This window comes from Hymenobacter terricola (assembly GCF_017921975.2).
GTDB classification, from domain to species: Bacteria; Bacteroidota; Bacteroidia; order Cytophagales; family Hymenobacteraceae; genus Hymenobacter; species Hymenobacter terricola.
In genome coordinates this window covers 52747-70896 of sequence record NZ_JAGEMO020000004.1, presented here as the reverse complement: position 1 = coordinate 70896, position 18150 = coordinate 52747, and the positions used below count along the sequence as shown (strand labels likewise).

Here is an 18150-nt window from a genome sequence, read left to right as displayed (position 1 = left end):
ATCCGACAGAAGCTCTCAGTTCCCCCCTTCTAATGAAAAAATCATTCTCTCTCCTGTTGCTCGCGGCTTCGCTGGCCTTGCCCGCCGCCGCTCAGCAGGACCCCAAAGCTGGTAAAATCCTGGACCAGATGAGCGCCAAGTATCAGGCCTTGAAAGCGTTCCAGGCCACTTTTACCCAGACGCTGGAAAACCCCGGCGCCAAAGTGAAGCAGAACATCAACGGCGATATTGTGGTGAGTGGCCAGAAATTCCGACTGAAAATCAGCGGCCAGGAAGTCATCAACGACGGCAAAACCACCTGGACCTATCTCAAGAACGAAAACGAGGTAAATATCTCCGATTCTGACCCGGATTCGCAGGAAATGTCGCCATCCCAGATTTATACGATGTATAAAAAGGGCTACAAGTACAACTATGTGCAACAGGTGCAGGAGGGCGGCGAAGCCCTGGATGTCATCGAGCTTTCGCCGGAAAACCGCCAGAATGACGTGTTTAAAGTGCGCCTGAAGGTGCGCAAAAAGGATGCTTCCGTGAAAAGCTGGCAGATGTTCAAAAAGAACGGCAACCAGTACACGTTCTACATCAAGAAATTTCAGCCTAACCCGCCTACCGATGCCGGTACGTTTGCCTTCGATAAGGCCAAGTACAAGGGCGTGAAAGTGGTAGACCTGCGCTAGGTGTTTGGTTGTCAGTTGCTCGTTGTCAGTTGTCAGGCTGATACTGAACCGCGGCCCGCTCTTTGAAGGAGCGGGCCGCTTGTGTTTTTTGCGGCCCAGGCGCTGGTTCCTGAACTAACAACTGACAATGAGTAACTGACAACTAATTTTACCGCCATGCGCGAAGATTTCCTCCACTACGTCTGGCAGCACCAGTATTTCGATAAGGCCGACTTGCGCACGGCCGGGGGGGAGGAAATCCAGGTACTCCGTCCCGGCCACCGCAACGCCGACGCCGGCCCCGACTTCCTCAATGCCCGCCTGCGCCTCGGCGAAGTGGAATGGAACGGGGCCGTGGAAATCCATCTGCGCGCCTCGGACTGGGTCCGGCATAGCCACCAGACTGACCCCAAGTACGACCAGGTAATCCTGCACGTCGTGGGCAGCCACGATGCCGATGTGGCCCGCACCAACGGCAGCCGCATCCCGGCCCTGGCGCTGCAAGCCCGCCTGGCGCCCGAGCTGTTGGCGCGCTACCACGCCCTGGTAGAGGCTCCCGCAGTCGCGTCCTTGCCCTGTGCTCCGCTGCTCGGTCTGGTGGCTGAAATTACCAAAACGATGATGACCGAGCGCGCCCTGATGGAGCGCGTCGAGCACAAAGCCGACGCCATCATGGCGCTGCACCAGCACCTGGCTCAGGACTGGGAAGCCACCACTTACCACGCCTTGATGGCGGCATTCGGCTTCCAGAAAAACAGTGAGCCCCTGACCCAGCTGGCCAAAGCCCTGCCCCTGGCCGTGCTGCGCCGCCACCGCCACGACCAGCGGCAACTAGAGGCGTTACTGTTTGGGCAGGCCGGATTTCTTGTTGATAATGAGGAAACTGTGGCTGACAAGTACATTCAGGACTTGAAGCAGGAATACGAGTTTCTGCGGCACAAATACGCCCTGGGCGCGGCCGCTCTGGCGGTGCACGACTGGAACTACCTGCGCCTGCGGCCGGCCAATTTTCCACCGGTGCGGCTGGGCCAGCTTGCGGGCTTGCTGCACGCCCGCCCGGCCCTGTTCGATGCCTTGCTGACGGCACAAAGCGTAGCCGCGCTCACGGAGTTTTTTCGCGCTCCGGTGCCGGAGTATTGGCGCACGCACTTCCGGCCCGGCCGGCCGGGCAAGGTGCCGGCCCTGGGCAAAAGCAGCACCGATTTGCTCATCACCAACGTGGTGGTGCCGTTGCGCGTGGCCTACGCCCGGCACGTGGGCCAGCCCGCGCTGGTCGAAAGCAGCGTAGCGTTGCTCAGCGAATTGCCGGCTGAACATAACCAGTACACCGACGTGTATGCTGCCCTGGGCTTTGCCCACCGCACGGCCGCCGATTCGCAGGGCTTGTTGGCGTTGCACAAGAACTATTGCACCCCGCGCCGCTGCCTGCACTGCGCCATTGGCAGCCGCCTGGTGCAGCAGCCCCGGGTGGCCCGATGAAGATGGCGCTGGCTATTTTCCTCAATGCCGCCCTGCTGGCCGTGCTGCTGCCGTGGCTGGGGCGGCAGTGGCGGCAGGCGCGGGGCTGGGTGCGGGCGGCCCTGGCTTTCGGGTTGGGAGCGCGGCTGCTGGTTGGCATCGTGCACGCCCGGCATTTGGTCCAGGATGCCGAACGCATGAGTGGCTATGGGCGGCTGCTGACGGCCCAGTTTTGGGTCGACCCGGCGGCCGCAATTCATACGCTGGGGAGTGACGAAATGCGTTTCGCAGGAAGGGAAGTGGTTTTTTACGGAATGTCCAACACTTTCTTTTTTGCCAAAGTGCTGGGCGTTACCAATTTGGCTTCAATGGGCACCAATTGGCTCAATGCAGTGTATCTGTCAATTTTCTGCTTTGTGGGGTGTTGGCAACTGGTGCGAGCTCTGAGCCAGACGTTTCCAAAAACGCCGGTCGCGGCCGGAATGCTTGCCTTTGTGCTCTGGCCATCGGTCATTTATTGGGCATCAGGAATTGTGAAAGAATCGGTGGTTCTGGGGAGCGGAGCCTGGATGCTAGCGGTGTTTATCGAGCTGTTTTATGGAGGGAAAAGGGTGACGGGGACCAGGCTTTGGTTAGGAATTACGGGCCTGCTCTTGCTGGGAATACTGCATTTTAAAATGCGCTACTTCTTCGCTGTGCCGCTTTTTGGTGGTTTAACCGTGTTGATTGTCGTGAGCGTGCTGCAACGCTTAGGGCTTGTTCGCAGCCGGTGGTTGCAAGTAGGGGTGGCTGTGCTGGTGCTGAGTGGTGGTGCCTGGGTAGCTTCGGAGGTGAGCATCGTTTTCCGGCTGAATAAGTTCACCAGCCAGCTGATGTATATGCGCACTCAGGGCGTCCACGCATCGGCTGGAAAAACCTTTATCGATTATCCGGACCTGCGGCCCACTCCCGAAAGCGTCCTGCGCCACGTTCCTCAGGCAATTGCAAACACCCTTACGCGGCCTTGGCTGGGTGAGTCGTTCGAAGGGCCATACATCCTTGCCGGCCTTGAAAACTTGCTGCTCCTGAGTACATTGGCCGCGGCTCTGCTGGCGGCTTGGCGCGGTAAATATGGGCATCTGCCTTTTGGCCTGGTCCTGGCGTTGGTTATTCAGTGTTTGGCGCTGGCCGCGCTTTTGGGCATAAGCACTGCCAATCTGGGCACCTTGCACCGCTACCGGAGCGTTATGACGCCTTATTTGCTGCTGCTGCTGCTGCAAAACGATTACGCGGCCGCCGCCTTCCGGCGCCTTGGTTTGAACAATCAGCGCGGTTGGCCTGCTGCCCTGGCGCCGAAGGTTCCCGCATAAAACAGCTCCTGCGGCGGTTGCCGTACCTTTGCCTTTCCAGGCGAAATTCCGGCGGCCCGTTGCCGCTGGCCAATTGGCCCCGCACTCCGAAACCCCACCCATGGAAAACCCCGTTATCATTCTTGGTGCCCAAACAGTTGGCACCGCCGCCCTCGACGCGTTTCTCTCCAACGATGTTGTGGTGTACTGCCTGCTCGACGACGACAAAAAGCTGCAAGGCACCGAATTGCTCGATGTGCCCGTGATGGGCAACACCGACGACGGCGAGCTGCTGAAGCTCCTCGGTAAAAAATGCGAAGTGTTTGTGGCCACCGAAGATACCGCGAGCCGCCGCAGCCTCACCCAAATGCTGCGCACGGAGTACGAAGCCGTGCCCGTGAACGCCATACATCAGCGTGCCAGCGTATCGGGGCACGCCACGCTGGGCCACGGCAACTACGTGGGGCCCAATGCGGTAGTGGCTGCCACCGCCATCCTCGGCGACGGCTGCCTGGTGGGCGCCAACGCCGTGATTGAAGCCCGCGCCACCGTTGGTGACTTTGCGCAGCTGGGCAGCGGTGCCCTCATCGGGGCCGATGCGCAGGTGGGCGAGCTGGCTTTCATCGGGGCCGGGGCCGTGGTGGTGGCCGGGGTCAAAGTCGGCGACAAAGCGCGCATTGGCGCGGGCTCGGTGGTGGTGGCCGATGTGCCGAACGGTCAAACGGTATTTGGCAACCCGGCCGTGAAAGTGTAAAAGGGAATTATGAGTTAAAAATTATGAGTTGTGAGTTTCCATCGGCGGGCCGACTTACTTATAACTGGTAATTCATAACTCATATTGAAGCTGGTTAGAAATTCAGTTCGAGGATGTAGAGACGCATAGTTGCGTCTCGTCGTTGAACGAATCCCGCCTTTGTCGTTCAACGACGAGACGCAAATGTTCTGGTGAATTCCTAAACAGCTTCATTTTTTAACTCATAGCTTAACATGTATCAGGTTCTTCTTTATTACTGCTATACACCGCTCGACAGCCCGGAGCAGTTTCGGGACGAGCATCACCGCCTGTGCCTGGAGCTGGACTTGCGCGGGCGCATCATCGTGGCCGCCGAGGGGCTGAACGGAACCGTGTCCGGCACCCACGAAAGCTGCGCGCGTTACATGGCTGTCGTGAAGGCCGACCCGCGCTTCGCCGCCCTCGAATTCAAAGTGGACGAGGTGCCGGCCCACACTTTCCAGAAGCTGCACGTGCGGGTGAAGCCCGAAATCGTGCACAGCAGCCTGCGCCACGTGCGGCCGCACGAGAAAACCGGCCAGCACCTTTCGCCCGAAGAATTTAAGGCCCTGAAGGACCGCGACGACGTGGTGGTGGTAGACGTGCGCTCGGATTATGAGTACAACCTCGGCCGCTTCAAAAATGCCGTGACGCTGGACATGGAAAACTTCCGCGACTTCCCCGAGCGGGTGGAGCGGCTGATGGAGTTCAAGGATAAGAAAATTCTGACCTACTGCACCGGTGGCGTGAAGTGCGAAAAAGCCAGCGCATTCCTGTTGGAGCAAGGTTTCGAAAACGTGTACCAGCTGCACGGCGGCATCATCAAGTACGGCATTGAGGCGGGCGGCGAGGACTTCGATGGCCAGTGCTACGTATTCGACAACCGCGTGGCCGTGGACGTGAACCGCGTAAATCCCACCGTGATTTCGCGCTGCCAGCACTGCCAGCAGCCCAGCAACCGCCTCGTTAACTGCGCCAACCCGCACTGCAACGCCCACCTGCCACTCTGCGAAGCCTGCGGCGAAACGCTGCAAGGTGCCTGCTCCGAAGCCTGCACCACCCACCCCGACAAGCGGGCGTATGACGGCACCGGCGCATATCCCAAACTCAGCAACCACTACAACCCCGCCCAGGGGCTCGCCTCCTACGCCAAGTGAAGAAGTAGCAACTAAGAATGAAGAAGTAAAAATAGGTCGTCGTATGCGACAGTTTTAACCTCTCATTTTGAATTCTTCCTTCTTAATTCTTAATTCTTAATTCACATTATGATTCCCTCTTCCGAGCTCATCCTCAACCCCGACGGCAGCATTTACCACCTCAACCTGCTGCCCGACCACATTTCCGACACCATCCTGACCGTGGGCGACCCCGGCCGGGTGGCGCAGGTGAGCCGGCATTTCGACTCCATCGAGTTTGAGGGCACGCACCGCGAGTTTGTGACCCACGTGGGCTACTACCGCGGCAAGCGCCTCACCGTGCTCAGCACCGGCATGGGCACCGACAACATCGACATCGTGATGAACGAACTGGATGCGCTGGTCAACATCGACTTCATGGCCCGCACCGTGCGCCCGGTTGAGGAGCGGCTCAGCCTGCGCATCATTCGGCTGGGCACCAGCGGCAGCTTGCAGGCCGATGTACCCATTGGCACGATGCTGGCCACCGAGCACGCCGTCGGCCTCGACAGCCTTATGCAATTCTACCCCTTGATGGAAACCGGCCTGGAAACCGAAATTGCCACCGAGCTGCAGCAGGCGCTGGCGCTGCCCTACGCGCCCTACGTGGTGCGGGGCTCCGACCTGTTGCGGGAGCAGCTGGGCGCGGGCATGACGATGGGCAACACCCTCACTTGCCCGGGCTTTTACGGGCCGCAGGGCCGCAGCCTGCGCCTCGATTTGCGCCAGCCCGACTACATCAGCCGGCTCCAGAACTTCCGTCACCAAAGTGCGGAGGGGGAATTCCGCCTCAGCAATTTTGAGATGGAAACGGCCGGCTATTATGCCCTAGGCCGCCTGCTGGGCCATGAAGTCCTTTCCCTGAATGCCATCGTGGCCAACCGGGCTACCGGCGAATTCGCTGAAAACGCCGGGGCCGTGGTCGATGCCATGATTGAGCGCACCTTATCACGGATTTAGCCGGATTAGTAAAAATCGAAGCCCAACACTGCACGCAGCGGCAACGAAGCGCCCGACTTGAGGGTGATGTGGTTGGCATCGGCGGCCCAAACGGTGGTGGCCATGCGCTTGGTGACCCCGTCAGCGGTTTGAAAATAAATATCCAGCTTGCCGTGGTAAGCGTTGCCGAGGGTCACAGCCCGTTCGGCATCGGCCCGGCGGTGCTGGCGGGCCGTTTCGTCGGTCAATACATCGTCGTGAGCGAAGTGCATGGTGGTTAAGTCTTCTTTTTCAACGATTTCGACGGTTGCTGCGGATGATGTAAACGACATGGCAAGGGATGAAGCGAGGGGGTGGAAATGCCGGGCGGAAAAAATGGCCCGGACACAGCCATAAACGGTAAATAAACCGCGTCAGTCTACGCTTTTGCCAAAAAAAATTTAGGGTAGCTGGGCCAGAAATTCCATTGTGTCCACGCGGTCGGCGTACTCGGCCACGCCGGGCGACTGGGCTTGGCCAAACGGCATACTGCCCGCAAACCGCCCCCCGGCCGACACCACGCACTGCGTTTGGGCCGCCACGTCGGTGAGCTGGTCCACGAGGTCGATTTCGCTAGTGTATTCGGCGTAGTACACCATCGAAATGGGCGAAACCAGCTTCGGGTCGCGGGTAATCAGAAAAAAGCCGTTGTCGAAATGCGGCACCCGGTTCACCAGCAGAATGCTCTTGTTGTAGTCGTAGTTATTGTTGTATTTGTGGTGGTTGAGCACGCCCTCGCACACCTGCAGGGCATCCAGCAAGGGAACAAAATCGTAGCCTTCGGGCACAAACAGCTTGCTCACGTTGCGGCAGCCCAGGCCGTAATACTGGAAAATATCGGGCCCCAGCAGGGCCAGCTCCGCGCTGGTTTCCTGGCCCGTGAGCACGGCCACGCTGGTGCGATTGCGACGAATGAGGTGCGGCTTTTTGCCAAAATAAAATTCAAAGTAGCGCGCCGTATTGTCCGAGCCGGTGGCAACAAAGGCTTCGGCCTCGTTCAGTCGGGGCAGCACCTGAATGAAGTCCGCGAAGCGCGGTTCCAGCCGGGTTAGCCCCTCTATCGCCCAGGTCATCAGTACGGTATCCGAAGCGCTGAGCTTGGCCTGCAACACGTGGCCGCTGAGCAGCACGCACAGCATATCATGAAAACCAACCAGGGGAATGTTGCCGGCCATCACCACGCCGATGCGGTGCACGGTGGTGGGCTCGGGCGGGTAGCGCGCCGCCCAGCGCCGCAGCGGTTCCTCGGCCAGCAGGTGCGCAATGCCGGCCACGGCGGCAGTCACGCTCGGCTCGTCGAACCAGGCGTTTTGGTTACGGGCGCGGGCCGCCAGGGTAGTCAGCTCGTCGGCAGGAAGGGTGGCAAGGCGCTGGCCCAGGGCAATAAAGGCAGCTAAACGTTCGGCGTGATTCATATAAAAAGTGGGGCGGGCCGGGCAGTTTCCCGGGGACGGCAGAAGAATACCCGGCAAAATTGGGTCAAACCATGCAAACCCGCCCGTTGTTGGTTAATTTTGTAGGCCCAAAGGACGGCGCGGCGCGAGCGTTTTACGTAAAGCCTGCTCGTTCCGCTTTGGTTCTTCTTCACCCAGACCCCCCGACGCCCCATGGCCATCATGATAACCGACGAGTGCATCAACTGTGGTGCCTGCGAGCCGGAATGCCCCAACAATGCCATTTACGAAGGCGGTGCCCAATGGCGCTGGTCCGACGGCACAAGCCTCAAAGAGGTGGCTGCCGCCGACGGCAGCATAGTAGCCGGTACGGCCCCACAAACCCCGGTTTCGGACGAATACTACTACATCGTATCGGATAAGTGCACCGAATGCGTGGGCTTCCACGAAGAGCCGCAGTGCGCTGCCGTGTGCCCCGTGGATTGCTGCGTGGATGACCCGGACTACCGCGAAACCCGCGAGCGTCTGCTGGAAAAGAAAGAGTGGCTGCACATCGCCGCGTAGCTTTTTCTGCCAATACCCGACAAAAAAGGCCGCTTCTCAGGAAGCGGCCTTTTTTGCGCACAAAAGTTCAGGTGCCGCAATTAAAGAACTTGTCGTAAGCCGATTCTGGAATCAGATTCAACCGGCTCATCAGCTTAATGGGCCACTTGAACAGCCGCAGAAACGCGTAGCTGTTGGGGTAGTCGTGAAATGTTTTGGGCGGTGCGGCCACCATGTTATCAAATTCTGCCCTTGTCAGGCCCAGGCGCTTTATGCAGAGGGCTATGACCGCATCGTCCTCGATGGAATTGATGCGGGAAATACGGTCCAGGGCCACTTCCCGGCTCATTTGGCCCGAGCGCACCAGGGCCGAATAATTAAATAGCCGCCGGTCGATATTGAACTTGACGCGGTTGAGGTAATAAATAAGGCTTTGGTAGAGGTCATCAAAATAGTGCGCGCCCGGGCTTTTCCAGGCCAATTCGCGCTCCAGCAACTCGTCGACTTCAGTGCGCACGTAGTCGAGGTGATACAGCAGCGTTACGGTTTTGATTCGCCGGACGAAGGCGTAATAAACCATCTCCTTGATGCCCAGATTGAAGCCGGGGTCGTTGGGCTGCCAGCGCCGCAGCGGCACGGTGCCAAATTGCTTGTGCACGGCGCGTAAATAACGGCCATCAAGGAAATTCCAGCTCAGCGGGGCAATGCCCTCCGTCCGAAACGACTGGCCAATGACGACGTGCTGAACGCCCTCCTTCGCAGCAACGCCATAGAGCGCCGTAGCAATGCCGAGGTCAGTACCTTCTTCCATATCGGGCACGGATGCTTTCAGGAAGGCGATTTTTAAGTCTTTTGATTCGCGCCAGTCCGAGGTGATAGTGCGCAGTTCCACGCCCAGGCGCTGGCAGGTGCGTACCATGTTTTCGCCAGCCACGGGGTTGCCAAATCCATCGTTGAAGTGTACCGCCAACGGCCGCAGCTGGAGCTGGGTGACGCAATACCACAGGGTATAGGTGCTGTCGCGGCCGCCACTCAGGCCCACCACGCAGTCGTAGCGGCGGCCGCGGCCCGCCCGGCGCATGCCGCCGGCCAGGTTTCGCACCTTCTGGCGGCCGGCTTCGCCCAACGGAAACGCCTGTTCCATACGGTCATGGACCTCGCAAAAAGAACAGGTTCCCGCGTCGTCAAAAGTAATGCCTGGCGCGGTGGTGTCCATTACGCAACGGGTGCAGCGCTGATAATCAGCGGCGTGTTCCGTTGAAATCCGGTTGTCGGTGGGGTGTAATTGAGTGAGCAAAGGCGGCTGAAATAGAAGGGCTGCAAAAGGAAAAGTGAGTTGGCAGCAAAGACGAGGAGGGTAGCACTGGAAAGGAAAAGAATAAAAGGAAGTAGATAAAAGAAGGCTAGCAGGGAAAAAACTAGGGCAACTGGTCAAACTTATAGCCTTTGCATAGGAGCATGACGCCAATGTCGGTGCCCCGTTCGGGGCGGTGGGGGCGAGCCAAATCGGCCACCACCAGCTGGCCGGCAAACTCATTGAAGGCCCCGCGGGCCTGCACCCCGTTGGCATCAACGGCCAGGGAGCAGCCCACGCTTTTCTTGCCTTCGTAGGGTCCGCCCACAATGTAGCCGACCGATGTCGTGCTAATTACCACTACGTTATAAAGCCTGGCAAGGATTGAAAATGGCTTAACCCATTTTTCCTCGTACGGGTCGTGCTCTTCGGTGATGGAGTAATCCACGGTCCAGGAAGCTGGGGCGATGATGAATTCGGCACCCATTCGGGCCAGCGTGTGGCCGATGGAAAGGCCGTCGAGGTAATTGTCAGCGCAGATATTCACCCCGATTTTTCCCAGCGGGGTATCCACTACGTTCAGGGTCTGGCCCACGGCGTAGAAGGGTTGCTCAATACTCAACAAGTTAATCTTGTGATATTTAACTATAATATCGCCCTGCGGGTCGATGAGAACAGCGGCGTTGTAGTTGCGGCCGTCGGGCCCGCGCTCGGTGAGGCCGGCGCACACATAAATGCCGTGCTGCACTGCGGCCTGGCATAATAGGTCGCTGAAGGGGCCGGGGATGGGTTGGGCTTCGTAGAGGGCGCTGGGATGCGTCCAGGCAAAATCCAGGGTTTCGGGCAGCAGCACCAGGTCGCAGTTTTCGGCGGCGGCCTGGGCAATTTGCTCCACGGCGCGGGCAAGATTGCGGGCCGGCTCACCGCCCTCTACCAGCAACTGGCCCAGGCCTACCCGCAGGATGCCCACTGGAGCAGGTACTTCGAACAATGGCGGCGCAACGGGAGGAGCTTTCCGGAAACGAAATAGCGAAGCCATCGAATGAGTTGCGGATGAAAAAGTCGTAAGCACCCGGAAGGTACAAACGCGTGATTAGACTTTGATGCTCAAATGAAGTCGTCGGAAAAAAAAACTCCATTGGCACAGCACCAAATAGTAGCCGGTACGAAAGCAAATCAGAACCAGCCGTGGGGTCAGTCTTCTGAAAGTCAAGGACTATTTCAGCCCGATGCTTGCCTGTGGGCATCGTTTATTGAAGGAAGCGCTTTTCAAACGAAAAGTTGTTGGATGTGAAGTTTCTGTGAAGCGTTTCCGATACTGCACTGAGTCGGCGGCGCTACCAGGCTGGCTGGTGACCGGGCCCGGTTCTAATGCCTATTTTTGCCCTTTCTGCTTCTCCTATCATTCCCCATGTCTCTCGCCACCACCTATTCGCCCACCGACGTTGAAGCCAAATGGTACCAGCGTTGGCAGGAACAAGGCTTTTTTAAGGCCAAACCCAATCCGAAAAAAGTCCCTTACACCGTGGTCATCCCGCCGCCCAACGTGACGGGCGTGCTCCACATGGGGCACATGCTGAACAATACCATCCAGGATGTGCTGGTGCGCCGCGCCCGCATGCAGGGCAAGGAAGCCTGCTGGGTGCCCGGCACCGACCACGCCAGCATTGCCACCGAGGCCAAAGTGGTGGCCTTGCTGAAGGAGCAGGGCATTGCGAAAACCGACCTCACCCGCGAGCAGTTTCTGGAACATGCCTTCGCGTGGAAAGAGAAGTATGGCGGCATCATTCTCGAGCAGCTTAAGCAGCTCGGGGCTTCCTGCGACTGGGACCGGACGCGCTTCACCATGGAGCCCGAACTGACCCAGGCCGTGCTCCGCGTATTTGTTGATTTGTACAACAAGGGCCTGATTTACCGCGGCGTGCGCATGGTGAACTGGGACCCCGAAGGCCGCACCGCCATCTCCGATGAGGAGGTGATTGCCAAGGACGTACAGGCCAAAATGTATTACCTCAACTACGAAATTATAACTGATAGCTCTCAGCAGTTAGCCGTTAGCCCTTCTTCGAACGAAGCTAATAGCCAGCAGCCAGCAGCTAAAAGCTATTTAACCGTGGCTACGTCGCGGCCCGAGACGATTATGGCCGACGTGGCCGTGGCCGTGAATCCCAACGACCCGCGCTTTGCGCACTTGGCGGGCGCTAAATTGCGGATTCCGCTGCTGGGCCGCGAAATTCCGGTGATTTTTGACGAATACGTGTCGATGGATTTCGGCACCGGGGCGCTGAAAGTGACCCCGGCGCACGACCTGAACGACTACGAGCTGGGCGTGAAGCACAACCTGCCCGTCATCGACATTCTGGCCGACGACGGGACGCTGAATGAAAAGGCCGTGCTCTACGTGGGCCAGGACCGGTTTGCGGCGCGCAAGCAGATTGCCAAGGATTTGCAGGAGGCCGGCTTGCTCGTTAAAATTGAGGAGTACGCCAGCATTCAGCAGACGTCGGAGCGCACCAAGGCCGTGATTGAGCCCAAGCTCAGCTTGCAGTGGTTCCTGAAAATGGAGCACCTCGCCAAGCCGGCGCTCGAAGTGGTGGAAAACGACACCGTGCGCCTGCACCCGCCCAAGTTCAAGAACATGTACCGGGCCTGGATGGAGAACGTGCGCGACTGGTGCATCTCGCGCCAGCTCTGGTGGGGCCAGCAGATTCCGGCCTACTACCTGCCCGATGGCACCTTCGTAGTGGCCCTCACCGCCGAGGACGCCTTGCAGCACGCCCGCGCCCAAACTGGCAGGGCCGACTTGCAACTCAGCGACCTGCGCCAGGATGAGGACGTGCTCGATACGTGGTTTTCGTCGTGGCTGTGGCCGATTTCGGTGTTCGACGGCTTCAAAGACCCCGATAACGCCGACATCAACTATTTCTACCCCACCAACGACCTGGTGACGGGGCCGGACATCCTGTTTTTCTGGGTGGCCCGCATGATTATGGCCGGCCTGGAATACCGCCACGAAGTGCCGTTCAAAAACGTGTACCTCACCGGCATTGTGCGCGATGCGCAGGGCCGCAAGATGAGCAAGCAACTCGGCAACTCGCCCGACCCGCTGGAGCTAATTGCCCAGTACGGCGCCGACGGCGTGCGGACGGGCATGCTCTTCTCGGCCCCCGCCGGCAACGACCTGCTCTACGACATCAAGCTGGTGGAACAGGGCCGCAACTTCTCGAACAAGCTCTGGAACGCCTTCCGCCTCGTGAAAGGCTGGGAAGTAGATGCCGCGCTGCCCTTCGTGAATGAAAAGCCGGTGGCGTGGTTCAATGCCCGGTTGCAGGCCGCCATTGGGGAGCTCGACGACCATTTCGAGAAGTTCCGGATGAGCGACGCGCTGATGACGGTGTACAAGCTGACCTGGGACGATTTCTGCGCGCAGTACCTGGAAATGGTGAAGCCCGCCTACCAGCACCCCATCGATGCCGAAACCCTGCGCCACACCATCGGCTTCCTCGAAACGCTGCTCAAACTGCTGCACCCGTTCATGCCCTTCATCACCGAAGAGCTGTGGCACGAGCTGGCCGAGCGCGGCCCCCGCGACTACGTGACCGTGGCCTCTTGGCCCAAAGCCGCAGTGCCCGCCAATGCTGCCCGCACCCTGGCCGATATGGACAAGGCCCTGGCCATCGTGGCCGGCATCCGCACCGTGCGCAACCAGAAGAACCTTGGTCCGAACAAGCCGCTGGCCCTGGTTGCTAAAACCGACGACCCCGCCCTGGTAACTGCCTACGACGGCATTATCCGCAAGCTGGGCAGCATTTCGGAGGTTACTTTTGCCGATGCCGGCCCCGCCGCTTCGGTGAATTTCGTGCTGGGCGGCAGCGAGTTTTTTATTCCCCTTGAAGGTCACATCGACCTGGCCGCCGAGCGCGTCCGCCTCGAAAAGGAGCTGGAATATGCTCAGGGCTTCCGCGATTCGGTGCAGAAAAAACTGGGCAACGAGAAGTTTGCCCAAAATGCCAAGCCCGACGTGCTGGAGCGCGAGCGCCAGAAGCTGGCCGATGCCGAAGCGAAAATTGCCGCGCTGGAGCAAGCGCTGAAAGGCCTGTAAGCAGCAGCTTCAACACAAAAAAAGCCGCTTCTCAGTACTGAGAAGCGGCTTTTTTTGTGCGGGGCGGGCACTTTACTGCGGCACGCCGCCGGGCTGCTTCTTTTGCAGCGGAGCTAACTGATTTTGCAGCTGGAACGTGACTTTCTGGCAATCGGCAAAGCGTTGCTCCGACAGCTTTAAGGCCTTTTCGGTAGCGTCAAGCTGCTGGTACAAATAGCCGATAAGGCCCAGCGCCAGCACCAGCGCCCCGAGGAAAACAATGTTTTTCATAAGAGTTAAGAAGGCTAAAACAGAACGTCATGCTGCGCGCGGCCGAAGCATCTCGCGTGCCATAGTAAACCCAGTAGGTTGGATTACCACCACCCGCGAGATGCTTCGGCTGCGCGGACGCCAGATGAGCATGACGTCCTGTTATTGTTCAATCAGGCTGCTTATATGGCCGTGTTCGGGTCAAACTGCTCTAAATAATCGGCCACTTTGCGTACGAACATGCCGCCGAGCGAGCCGTCCACCACGCGGTGGTCGTAGCTGTGCGAGAGGAACATGAAGTGACGAATGCCGATGAGGTCACCCTGCGGCGTCTCAATCACGGCCGGCTTCTTCTTGATGGCGCCCACGGCCATGATGGCCACCTGCGGCTGCATGATGATGGGCGTGCCCATCACGTTGCCGAACGAGCCCACGTTGCTCAGCGTGTAGGTGCCGCCTTCGAGGTCTTCCGGCTTCAGCTTGTTGATGCGGGCGCGGGCAGCCAGGTCATTCACCTTCTTGGTCAGGCCGTTGAGGTTGAGCTGGTCGGCGTTGTGGATGACGGGCACGATGAGATTGCCGCTGGGCAGGGCCACGGCCACGCCAATGTTGATGTCGCGCTTCTTAATGATGTAGTCGCCGTCGATGGACACGTTAATCATCGGGAAATCCTGGATGGCGCGGGCCACGGCCTGGATGAAAATAGGCGTGAAGGTGAGGTTTTCGCCTTCGCGCTTCTTGTACGCGTCTTTGTGTTTGTTGCGCCAGTTCACCAACTCCGTCACATCGGCTTCCACGAAGCTGGTGACGTGGGGCGAAATCCGCACCGAATCCACCATGCGCTGGGCAATCATCTTGCGCATGCGGTCCATCTCAATCAGCTCCTGGCCGCCGCTCACGCTGGGCGCGGGCCTGGTGGCCGGGGCGGCTGGCGAGGTGCTGGCGGCAGGCTTTTCGGGTTGCACGGCCGGGGCGGCCTGTGGCTGCGGCGCGGGGGCCACCGCAGGCGCTTCCACCGACGCCGTGGCTGCGGCCACTCCCGTCAGGGCCGGCTTGCCGGCGGCCACGTAGTCGAGAATGTCCTTTTTGGTGACGCGGTTTTCCTTGCCGGTGCCGGGCAGGTACTCCAGGTCCGTCATGCTCACGCCTTCTTCGCGGGCGATGCTGAGCACCAGTGGCGAGAGAAAACGGCCGGGCTGATGCTCGGCGCCGGCCACTGGCTGGACCGCCTGGGGAGCTTGGGGCTCGGGCAGGTAGGGTACGGCGCTGCCGTTGCTGGAAGGCGCGGGGGCGGCCTGCGGGGCGGCGGGCGAACTGGCCGGAGCGGCAGCACCAGCCGCAGCAGAATCGGTTTCCATGATGGCGATAGGCGCACCCACGGCCACTACCTGGCCTTCCTGCACCAGAATCTCCTGCAACACACCGGCATAGATGGCCGGCACTTCGGTGTCAACTTTGTCGGTGGCCACTTCCAGTACTGATTCGTCCTGCTCAATTGCGTCGCCAACTTGCTTGAGCCATTTCAGGACAGTGCCTTCCATGATGCTTTCGCCCATTTTGGGCATCGTCATTTCCACTCGTGCCATAGTATGTGGGGTATTTTTGGGAATGTAGTTGGGGTGGGAGTTTGGTGGGGCAAAGGTAGCCAGAAAGCCGAACGCCCCCGCCGCAAGGAGCGGCGGGGGCGTTCAGAGTGAGTTAAACGTCGGCTAATCGGAGCGGCGGCAACTCAACATCTTCGTAAATAGCGGCCAGGGGCACGCCCATTTTCAACGAAACAAGTTCCAGCGTGTCGGTGAGCTGGCGCAGGGTGGTGAGCTCCCAAGTGCCGTGGTTGGTGCGGGTATAGCTCTCAACCAGCATCCGCTTCTGCGGCACCAGCACGTACTGCTGAAGGTCGGGCAGGCGCTGGTACTGCTGGAATTCCCAGCCCCGGTCGCGCAGCTCGGTGCTGGCCGACAGGATTTCGATGATGAGGCCGGGGTGGCGCACCACGCGGGTTTCGGCCCGGTCGGCGGGGTGGCAGGTCACCAGCACGTCGGGGTAGGTGAAATGGTCGTCGTCGGCGCTGGCGAGCCGCACGTTTTCATCGAATACCCGGCAGCCGCTGCCGCGCAGGCCCTGGCGCAGGGCCATCACGCAGTTCTGCTTGAGGGTGTTGTGGGCGAAGGTGGCCCCGGCCATCGCCTCCGGCCCAATCCCGTCCATCGGGAAAATCTCGCCGCGGTAATACTCGTGCCGCATGTCGGACTGCTCCTCCAGGGCGAAATATTCTGCCACCGTGTAGCGGCGCTGGTACATGGAATCGTCGGGGTGCATGGGGCCAGGGTTTCGAGAGCCGCAAAGGTAGCGGCAGAAGCAAACCGCACGTGGGGCGACAGGGGCGGAGTTTTACATGGTGAGGCTAGAAAACGGTGGCTAAGTCTTCGGACGCTCAGGACAGACTCCGCATCATTAACCAAATGAGCACGAGTGGTACCCCAACGGCTAACAGCTTATGTACTGGCCGGGCATTAGAAATAAAAATGTGGGCAGCCCCAACCCAGTAAAACCCCATCCCCAACAGGAACGCGGGGACGAGTGATACTCCGCACAGTTCGCCCCAGGGGCTGGGCAATTTGGTGTCACAGTCCTCAAGCGGGTCGCAATTCCATATCAACTCAATCAGAATGGGTATGCCAATACAGAACAGGATGCCTATAAACTGCCAGAAATAGCCTTTCTGTAGTACAGTAAAACGAAGAGTCATAAGGCCAAAAAGGGTTGGTGAATTTCCTTTCGGGAAACGCACCAACCCTTTTTTTAATTGTAGAAGTCAAAAGGGCCTAACTACCGCCCCCCGTGCATCGCCGCCACGATGTCCGAGGCCTGCCCCACGGGCCGGTCGTCCTTCATCAGCTGCACGTAGTACTCGTAGGAGCCGCTGAGGCCGGTTTCGGTGTCGATGTAGGGCGAGCGGGAATCGAAGGCCAGCACGCGGCCCCAGACGGCGGTGCCGGCGGGGCGGCGGTACACGTTCACGCCGTCCTGGCCGTTTTTGCTCCATTTCAGCACCAGGCCCTCGGCCGAGTCGCTGATGGCGAGGGTGGGCTGGAGGGTGGCGGGGTCGAGGGCGCCAGCTGAGCTGAGCCACTCGCAATCTTTGCCGATGGCCTCGGTGTAGCCGGGGGCCGTTTTGGCGCGGGCAATGTCGGCGCGGGCCTGGGCCGAGTAGCTGCGGATGGCCTCGTCGCGGGCACTCACCAGGGCGGCCGAGGTGTTGAGGGCATCGGCCGCGTCGGTGGTGGCCTTGAGCACGGCCGCGTCGGCGGCGGCGCGTTCCTGCACGTCCTGGGGCGTGAGGCCGAGGGCGGCGGCGTAGTCGGGGCGCTTGCGGGTTTGCAGGGCCACCCAGTCGGTGAGAGTCGGTAGCGAGTTGGGAAAGAAATCGGCCATAAGTAAAACAGAGAGTTGGGGGTAGTAACTGTACAATAGTAGCTGATTTTGAATGAATTTCGCGTGCCGCGGCTCCTGGGTTTCTTGGGGCCGGGACTGGCTGCCCGGCGGGCGGGGCCGGAGGAAAGCCTGCCTCGGCGGGAGGTGGCCCGGCCGGGGCGGGAGAAAAGCCAGCCGCGCCTGGGCCGCCCCCCGCCGAGGCGGGGAAAAACCCCGCCGCGACTGGGGAAAGGCCCGCGCTGCCGCGCCTGCTTCCGGCTCTGGTCAGGGGCCGCGCGGCCCCAGCCAGAGCCGGGGCTACTTCAGCGCCCGAAAATGCTTGCGCCGCAGCCGGCGGCGAACATCGGCCGGCACCGGCCAGCCTTGCTCGTATTGCCGCACGATGAGGCCTTCCCGGCTTTCACTGTAGCGGGCCAGCTGCCGGATATCCAGCACGGTGAAGAAGGCGGTGACGATAATAATGGCCGCCGACGTTTTGGGCTGATGGTTCACCACCTCGAATACTGCCCCCGACACCCCGGCCAGGCCCAGCGAAGCTCCCTGCAAGGCCCCGTGCCGGCGCTCCCGAAACAAGTTGTGCACTGCGTAGGCCGTATCCCGAGGCGGCGGGGGCGTCATTGCGGCCTGCGCCATCGCCCGGCTCAGCGGACAGGACATAAGGGATTGCAGCAGGCAGGCAAGTAGCAATGGACGCATCAAGCAAAGAAAAGGGCCGGAACTCCACGTAAGAGTTCCGGCCCGCTGGTGGGGTTGCACGGCTAGGGGC

General features: G+C 59.9%; 17 protein-coding genes. 8 read left to right on the top strand and 9 right to left on the bottom strand.

All coding sequences use genetic code 11. The annotated features are described in order from the left end of the window. Positions 1 to 32 precede the first annotated feature (32 nt). The 6 genes from J4G38_RS05380 (at position 33) to J4G38_RS05355 (ending at position 6349) form a co-directional block, all read left to right on the top strand. Positions 33 to 677: a LolA family protein gene (locus J4G38_RS05380; protein WP_210516238.1), complete on the top strand. Its 645-nt coding sequence runs from the start codon at positions 33 to 35 to the stop codon at positions 675 to 677. 156 nt (positions 678 to 833) lie between these two features. Beyond that, a complete protein-coding gene (locus J4G38_RS05375) occupies positions 834 to 2135 on the top strand; it encodes a DUF2851 family protein (protein WP_210516240.1) in 1302 nt (433 codons plus the stop codon). Continuing rightward, positions 2132 to 3463 (top strand): hypothetical protein, encoded by a 1332-nt coding sequence (locus J4G38_RS05370; RefSeq protein ID WP_210516242.1) that lies wholly within the window; start codon positions 2132 to 2134, stop codon positions 3461 to 3463. The genes J4G38_RS05375 and J4G38_RS05370 overlap by 4 nt, the downstream gene beginning before the upstream one ends. Before the next feature lie 100 nt (positions 3464 to 3563). Next, a complete protein-coding gene (locus J4G38_RS05365; RefSeq protein ID WP_210516244.1) occupies positions 3564 to 4196 on the top strand; it encodes a NeuD/PglB/VioB family sugar acetyltransferase in 633 nt (210 codons plus the stop codon). A 233-nt stretch (positions 4197 to 4429) separates the two neighbouring features. Continuing rightward, positions 4430 to 5371 carry an oxygen-dependent tRNA uridine(34) hydroxylase TrhO gene (trhO, locus tag J4G38_RS05360; RefSeq protein ID WP_210516246.1) on the top strand — a complete coding sequence of 314 codons (942 nt, stop codon included), beginning with the start codon at positions 4430 to 4432 and terminating at the stop codon, positions 5369 to 5371. Between the two features lie 108 nt (positions 5372 to 5479). Then, positions 5480 to 6349, top strand: a complete 870-nt coding sequence (locus J4G38_RS05355) for a nucleoside phosphorylase (RefSeq protein WP_210516248.1) — start codon at positions 5480 to 5482, stop codon at positions 6347 to 6349. A gap of 5 nt (positions 6350 to 6354) precedes the next feature. On the opposite strand, the gene J4G38_RS05350 is transcribed toward J4G38_RS05355, so the two are convergent. Further along, positions 6355 to 6660, bottom strand: a complete 306-nt coding sequence (locus tag J4G38_RS05350; protein ID WP_210516250.1) for a hypothetical protein — start codon at positions 6658 to 6660, stop codon at positions 6355 to 6357. A 108-nt stretch (positions 6661 to 6768) separates the two neighbouring features. Next, a complete protein-coding gene (locus J4G38_RS05345; RefSeq protein WP_210516252.1) occupies positions 6769 to 7782 on the bottom strand; it encodes an aldehyde dehydrogenase family protein in 1014 nt (337 codons plus the stop codon). Between the two features lie 192 nt (positions 7783 to 7974). Between J4G38_RS05345 and J4G38_RS05340 the strand changes: the two genes are divergently transcribed. Further along, positions 7975 to 8325 carry a 4Fe-4S dicluster domain-containing protein gene (locus J4G38_RS05340; protein ID WP_210516254.1) on the top strand — a complete coding sequence of 117 codons (351 nt, stop codon included), beginning with the start codon at positions 7975 to 7977 and terminating at the stop codon, positions 8323 to 8325. Between the two features lie 67 nt (positions 8326 to 8392). On the opposite strand, the gene J4G38_RS05335 is transcribed toward J4G38_RS05340, so the two are convergent. Next, entirely contained in the window at positions 8393 to 9601 is a 1209-nt protein-coding gene (locus J4G38_RS05335; RefSeq protein ID WP_210516256.1) for an N-acetyl sugar amidotransferase, read from the bottom strand. 121 nt (positions 9602 to 9722) lie between these two features. Further along, a complete protein-coding gene (locus J4G38_RS05330) occupies positions 9723 to 10637 on the bottom strand; it encodes a carbon-nitrogen hydrolase family protein (protein ID WP_210516258.1) in 915 nt (304 codons plus the stop codon). A gap of 372 nt (positions 10638 to 11009) precedes the next feature. Between J4G38_RS05330 and J4G38_RS05325 the strand changes: the two genes are divergently transcribed. Next, a complete protein-coding gene (locus J4G38_RS05325) occupies positions 11010 to 13700 on the top strand; it encodes a valine--tRNA ligase (protein ID WP_210516260.1) in 2691 nt (896 codons plus the stop codon). Positions 13701 to 13772: 72 nt separating this feature from the next. Here the strand turns inward: J4G38_RS05325 and J4G38_RS05320 are convergent, their stop codons facing one another. The 5 genes from J4G38_RS05320 to J4G38_RS05300 form a co-directional block, all read right to left on the bottom strand. Next, on the bottom strand, positions 13773 to 13970 hold the full coding sequence (locus J4G38_RS05320) for a hypothetical protein (RefSeq protein WP_210516261.1): 198 nt from the start codon (positions 13968 to 13970) through the stop codon (positions 13773 to 13775). Positions 13971 to 14131: 161 nt separating this feature from the next. After that, positions 14132 to 15535, bottom strand: coding sequence for a dihydrolipoamide acetyltransferase family protein (locus J4G38_RS05315; protein ID WP_210516264.1), 1404 nt, complete (start codon positions 15533 to 15535; stop codon positions 14132 to 14134). Between the two features lie 112 nt (positions 15536 to 15647). Then, the gene (locus J4G38_RS05310) at positions 15648 to 16268 is read right to left on the bottom strand and encodes a Uma2 family endonuclease (RefSeq protein WP_210516266.1); all 621 of its coding nucleotides are present in this window, start codon (positions 16266 to 16268) and stop codon (positions 15648 to 15650) included. A 510-nt stretch (positions 16269 to 16778) separates the two neighbouring features. Next, positions 16779 to 17384 carry a hypothetical protein gene (locus J4G38_RS05305; protein WP_210516268.1) on the bottom strand — a complete coding sequence of 202 codons (606 nt, stop codon included), beginning with the start codon at positions 17382 to 17384 and terminating at the stop codon, positions 16779 to 16781. A 297-nt stretch (positions 17385 to 17681) separates the two neighbouring features. Next, positions 17682 to 18041, bottom strand: coding sequence for a hypothetical protein (locus J4G38_RS05300; RefSeq protein ID WP_210516270.1), 360 nt, complete (start codon positions 18039 to 18041; stop codon positions 17682 to 17684). Between the last annotated feature and the right edge of the window lie 109 nt (positions 18042 to 18150).

What these genes read in the sequence shown, in the direction of transcription:
- J4G38_RS05380 (WP_210516238.1), top strand. Translation starts at nt 33, where the DNA reads ATGAAAAAATCATTCTCTCTCCTGTTGCTCGCGGCTTCGCTGGCCTTG.
- J4G38_RS05375 (WP_210516240.1), top strand. Translation starts at nt 834, where the DNA reads ATGCGCGAAGATTTCCTCCACTACGTCTGGCAGCACCAGTATTTCGAT.
- J4G38_RS05370 (WP_210516242.1), top strand. Translation starts at nt 2,132, where the DNA reads ATGAAGATGGCGCTGGCTATTTTCCTCAATGCCGCCCTGCTGGCCGTG.
- J4G38_RS05365 (WP_210516244.1), top strand. Translation starts at nt 3,564, where the DNA reads ATGGAAAACCCCGTTATCATTCTTGGTGCCCAAACAGTTGGCACCGCC.
- trhO (WP_210516246.1), top strand. Translation starts at nt 4,430, where the DNA reads ATGTATCAGGTTCTTCTTTATTACTGCTATACACCGCTCGACAGCCCG.
- J4G38_RS05355 (WP_210516248.1), top strand. Translation starts at nt 5,480, where the DNA reads ATGATTCCCTCTTCCGAGCTCATCCTCAACCCCGACGGCAGCATTTAC.
- J4G38_RS05350 (WP_210516250.1), bottom strand. Translation starts at nt 6,660, where the DNA reads ATGTCGTTTACATCATCCGCAGCAACCGTCGAAATCGTTGAAAAAGAA.
- J4G38_RS05345 (WP_210516252.1), bottom strand. Translation starts at nt 7,782, where the DNA reads ATGAATCACGCCGAACGTTTAGCTGCCTTTATTGCCCTGGGCCAGCGC.
- J4G38_RS05340 (WP_210516254.1), top strand. Translation starts at nt 7,975, where the DNA reads ATGGCCATCATGATAACCGACGAGTGCATCAACTGTGGTGCCTGCGAG.
- J4G38_RS05330 (WP_210516258.1), bottom strand. Translation starts at nt 10,637, where the DNA reads ATGGCTTCGCTATTTCGTTTCCGGAAAGCTCCTCCCGTTGCGCCGCCA.
- J4G38_RS05325 (WP_210516260.1), top strand. Translation starts at nt 11,010, where the DNA reads ATGTCTCTCGCCACCACCTATTCGCCCACCGACGTTGAAGCCAAATGG.
- J4G38_RS05320 (WP_210516261.1), bottom strand. Translation starts at nt 13,970, where the DNA reads ATGAAAAACATTGTTTTCCTCGGGGCGCTGGTGCTGGCGCTGGGCCTT.
- J4G38_RS05315 (WP_210516264.1), bottom strand. Translation starts at nt 15,535, where the DNA reads ATGGCACGAGTGGAAATGACGATGCCCAAAATGGGCGAAAGCATCATG.
- J4G38_RS05310 (WP_210516266.1), bottom strand. Translation starts at nt 16,268, where the DNA reads ATGCACCCCGACGATTCCATGTACCAGCGCCGCTACACGGTGGCAGAA.
- J4G38_RS05305 (WP_210516268.1), bottom strand. Translation starts at nt 17,384, where the DNA reads ATGGCCGATTTCTTTCCCAACTCGCTACCGACTCTCACCGACTGGGTG.
- J4G38_RS05300 (WP_210516270.1), bottom strand. Translation starts at nt 18,041, where the DNA reads ATGTCCTGTCCGCTGAGCCGGGCGATGGCGCAGGCCGCAATGACGCCC.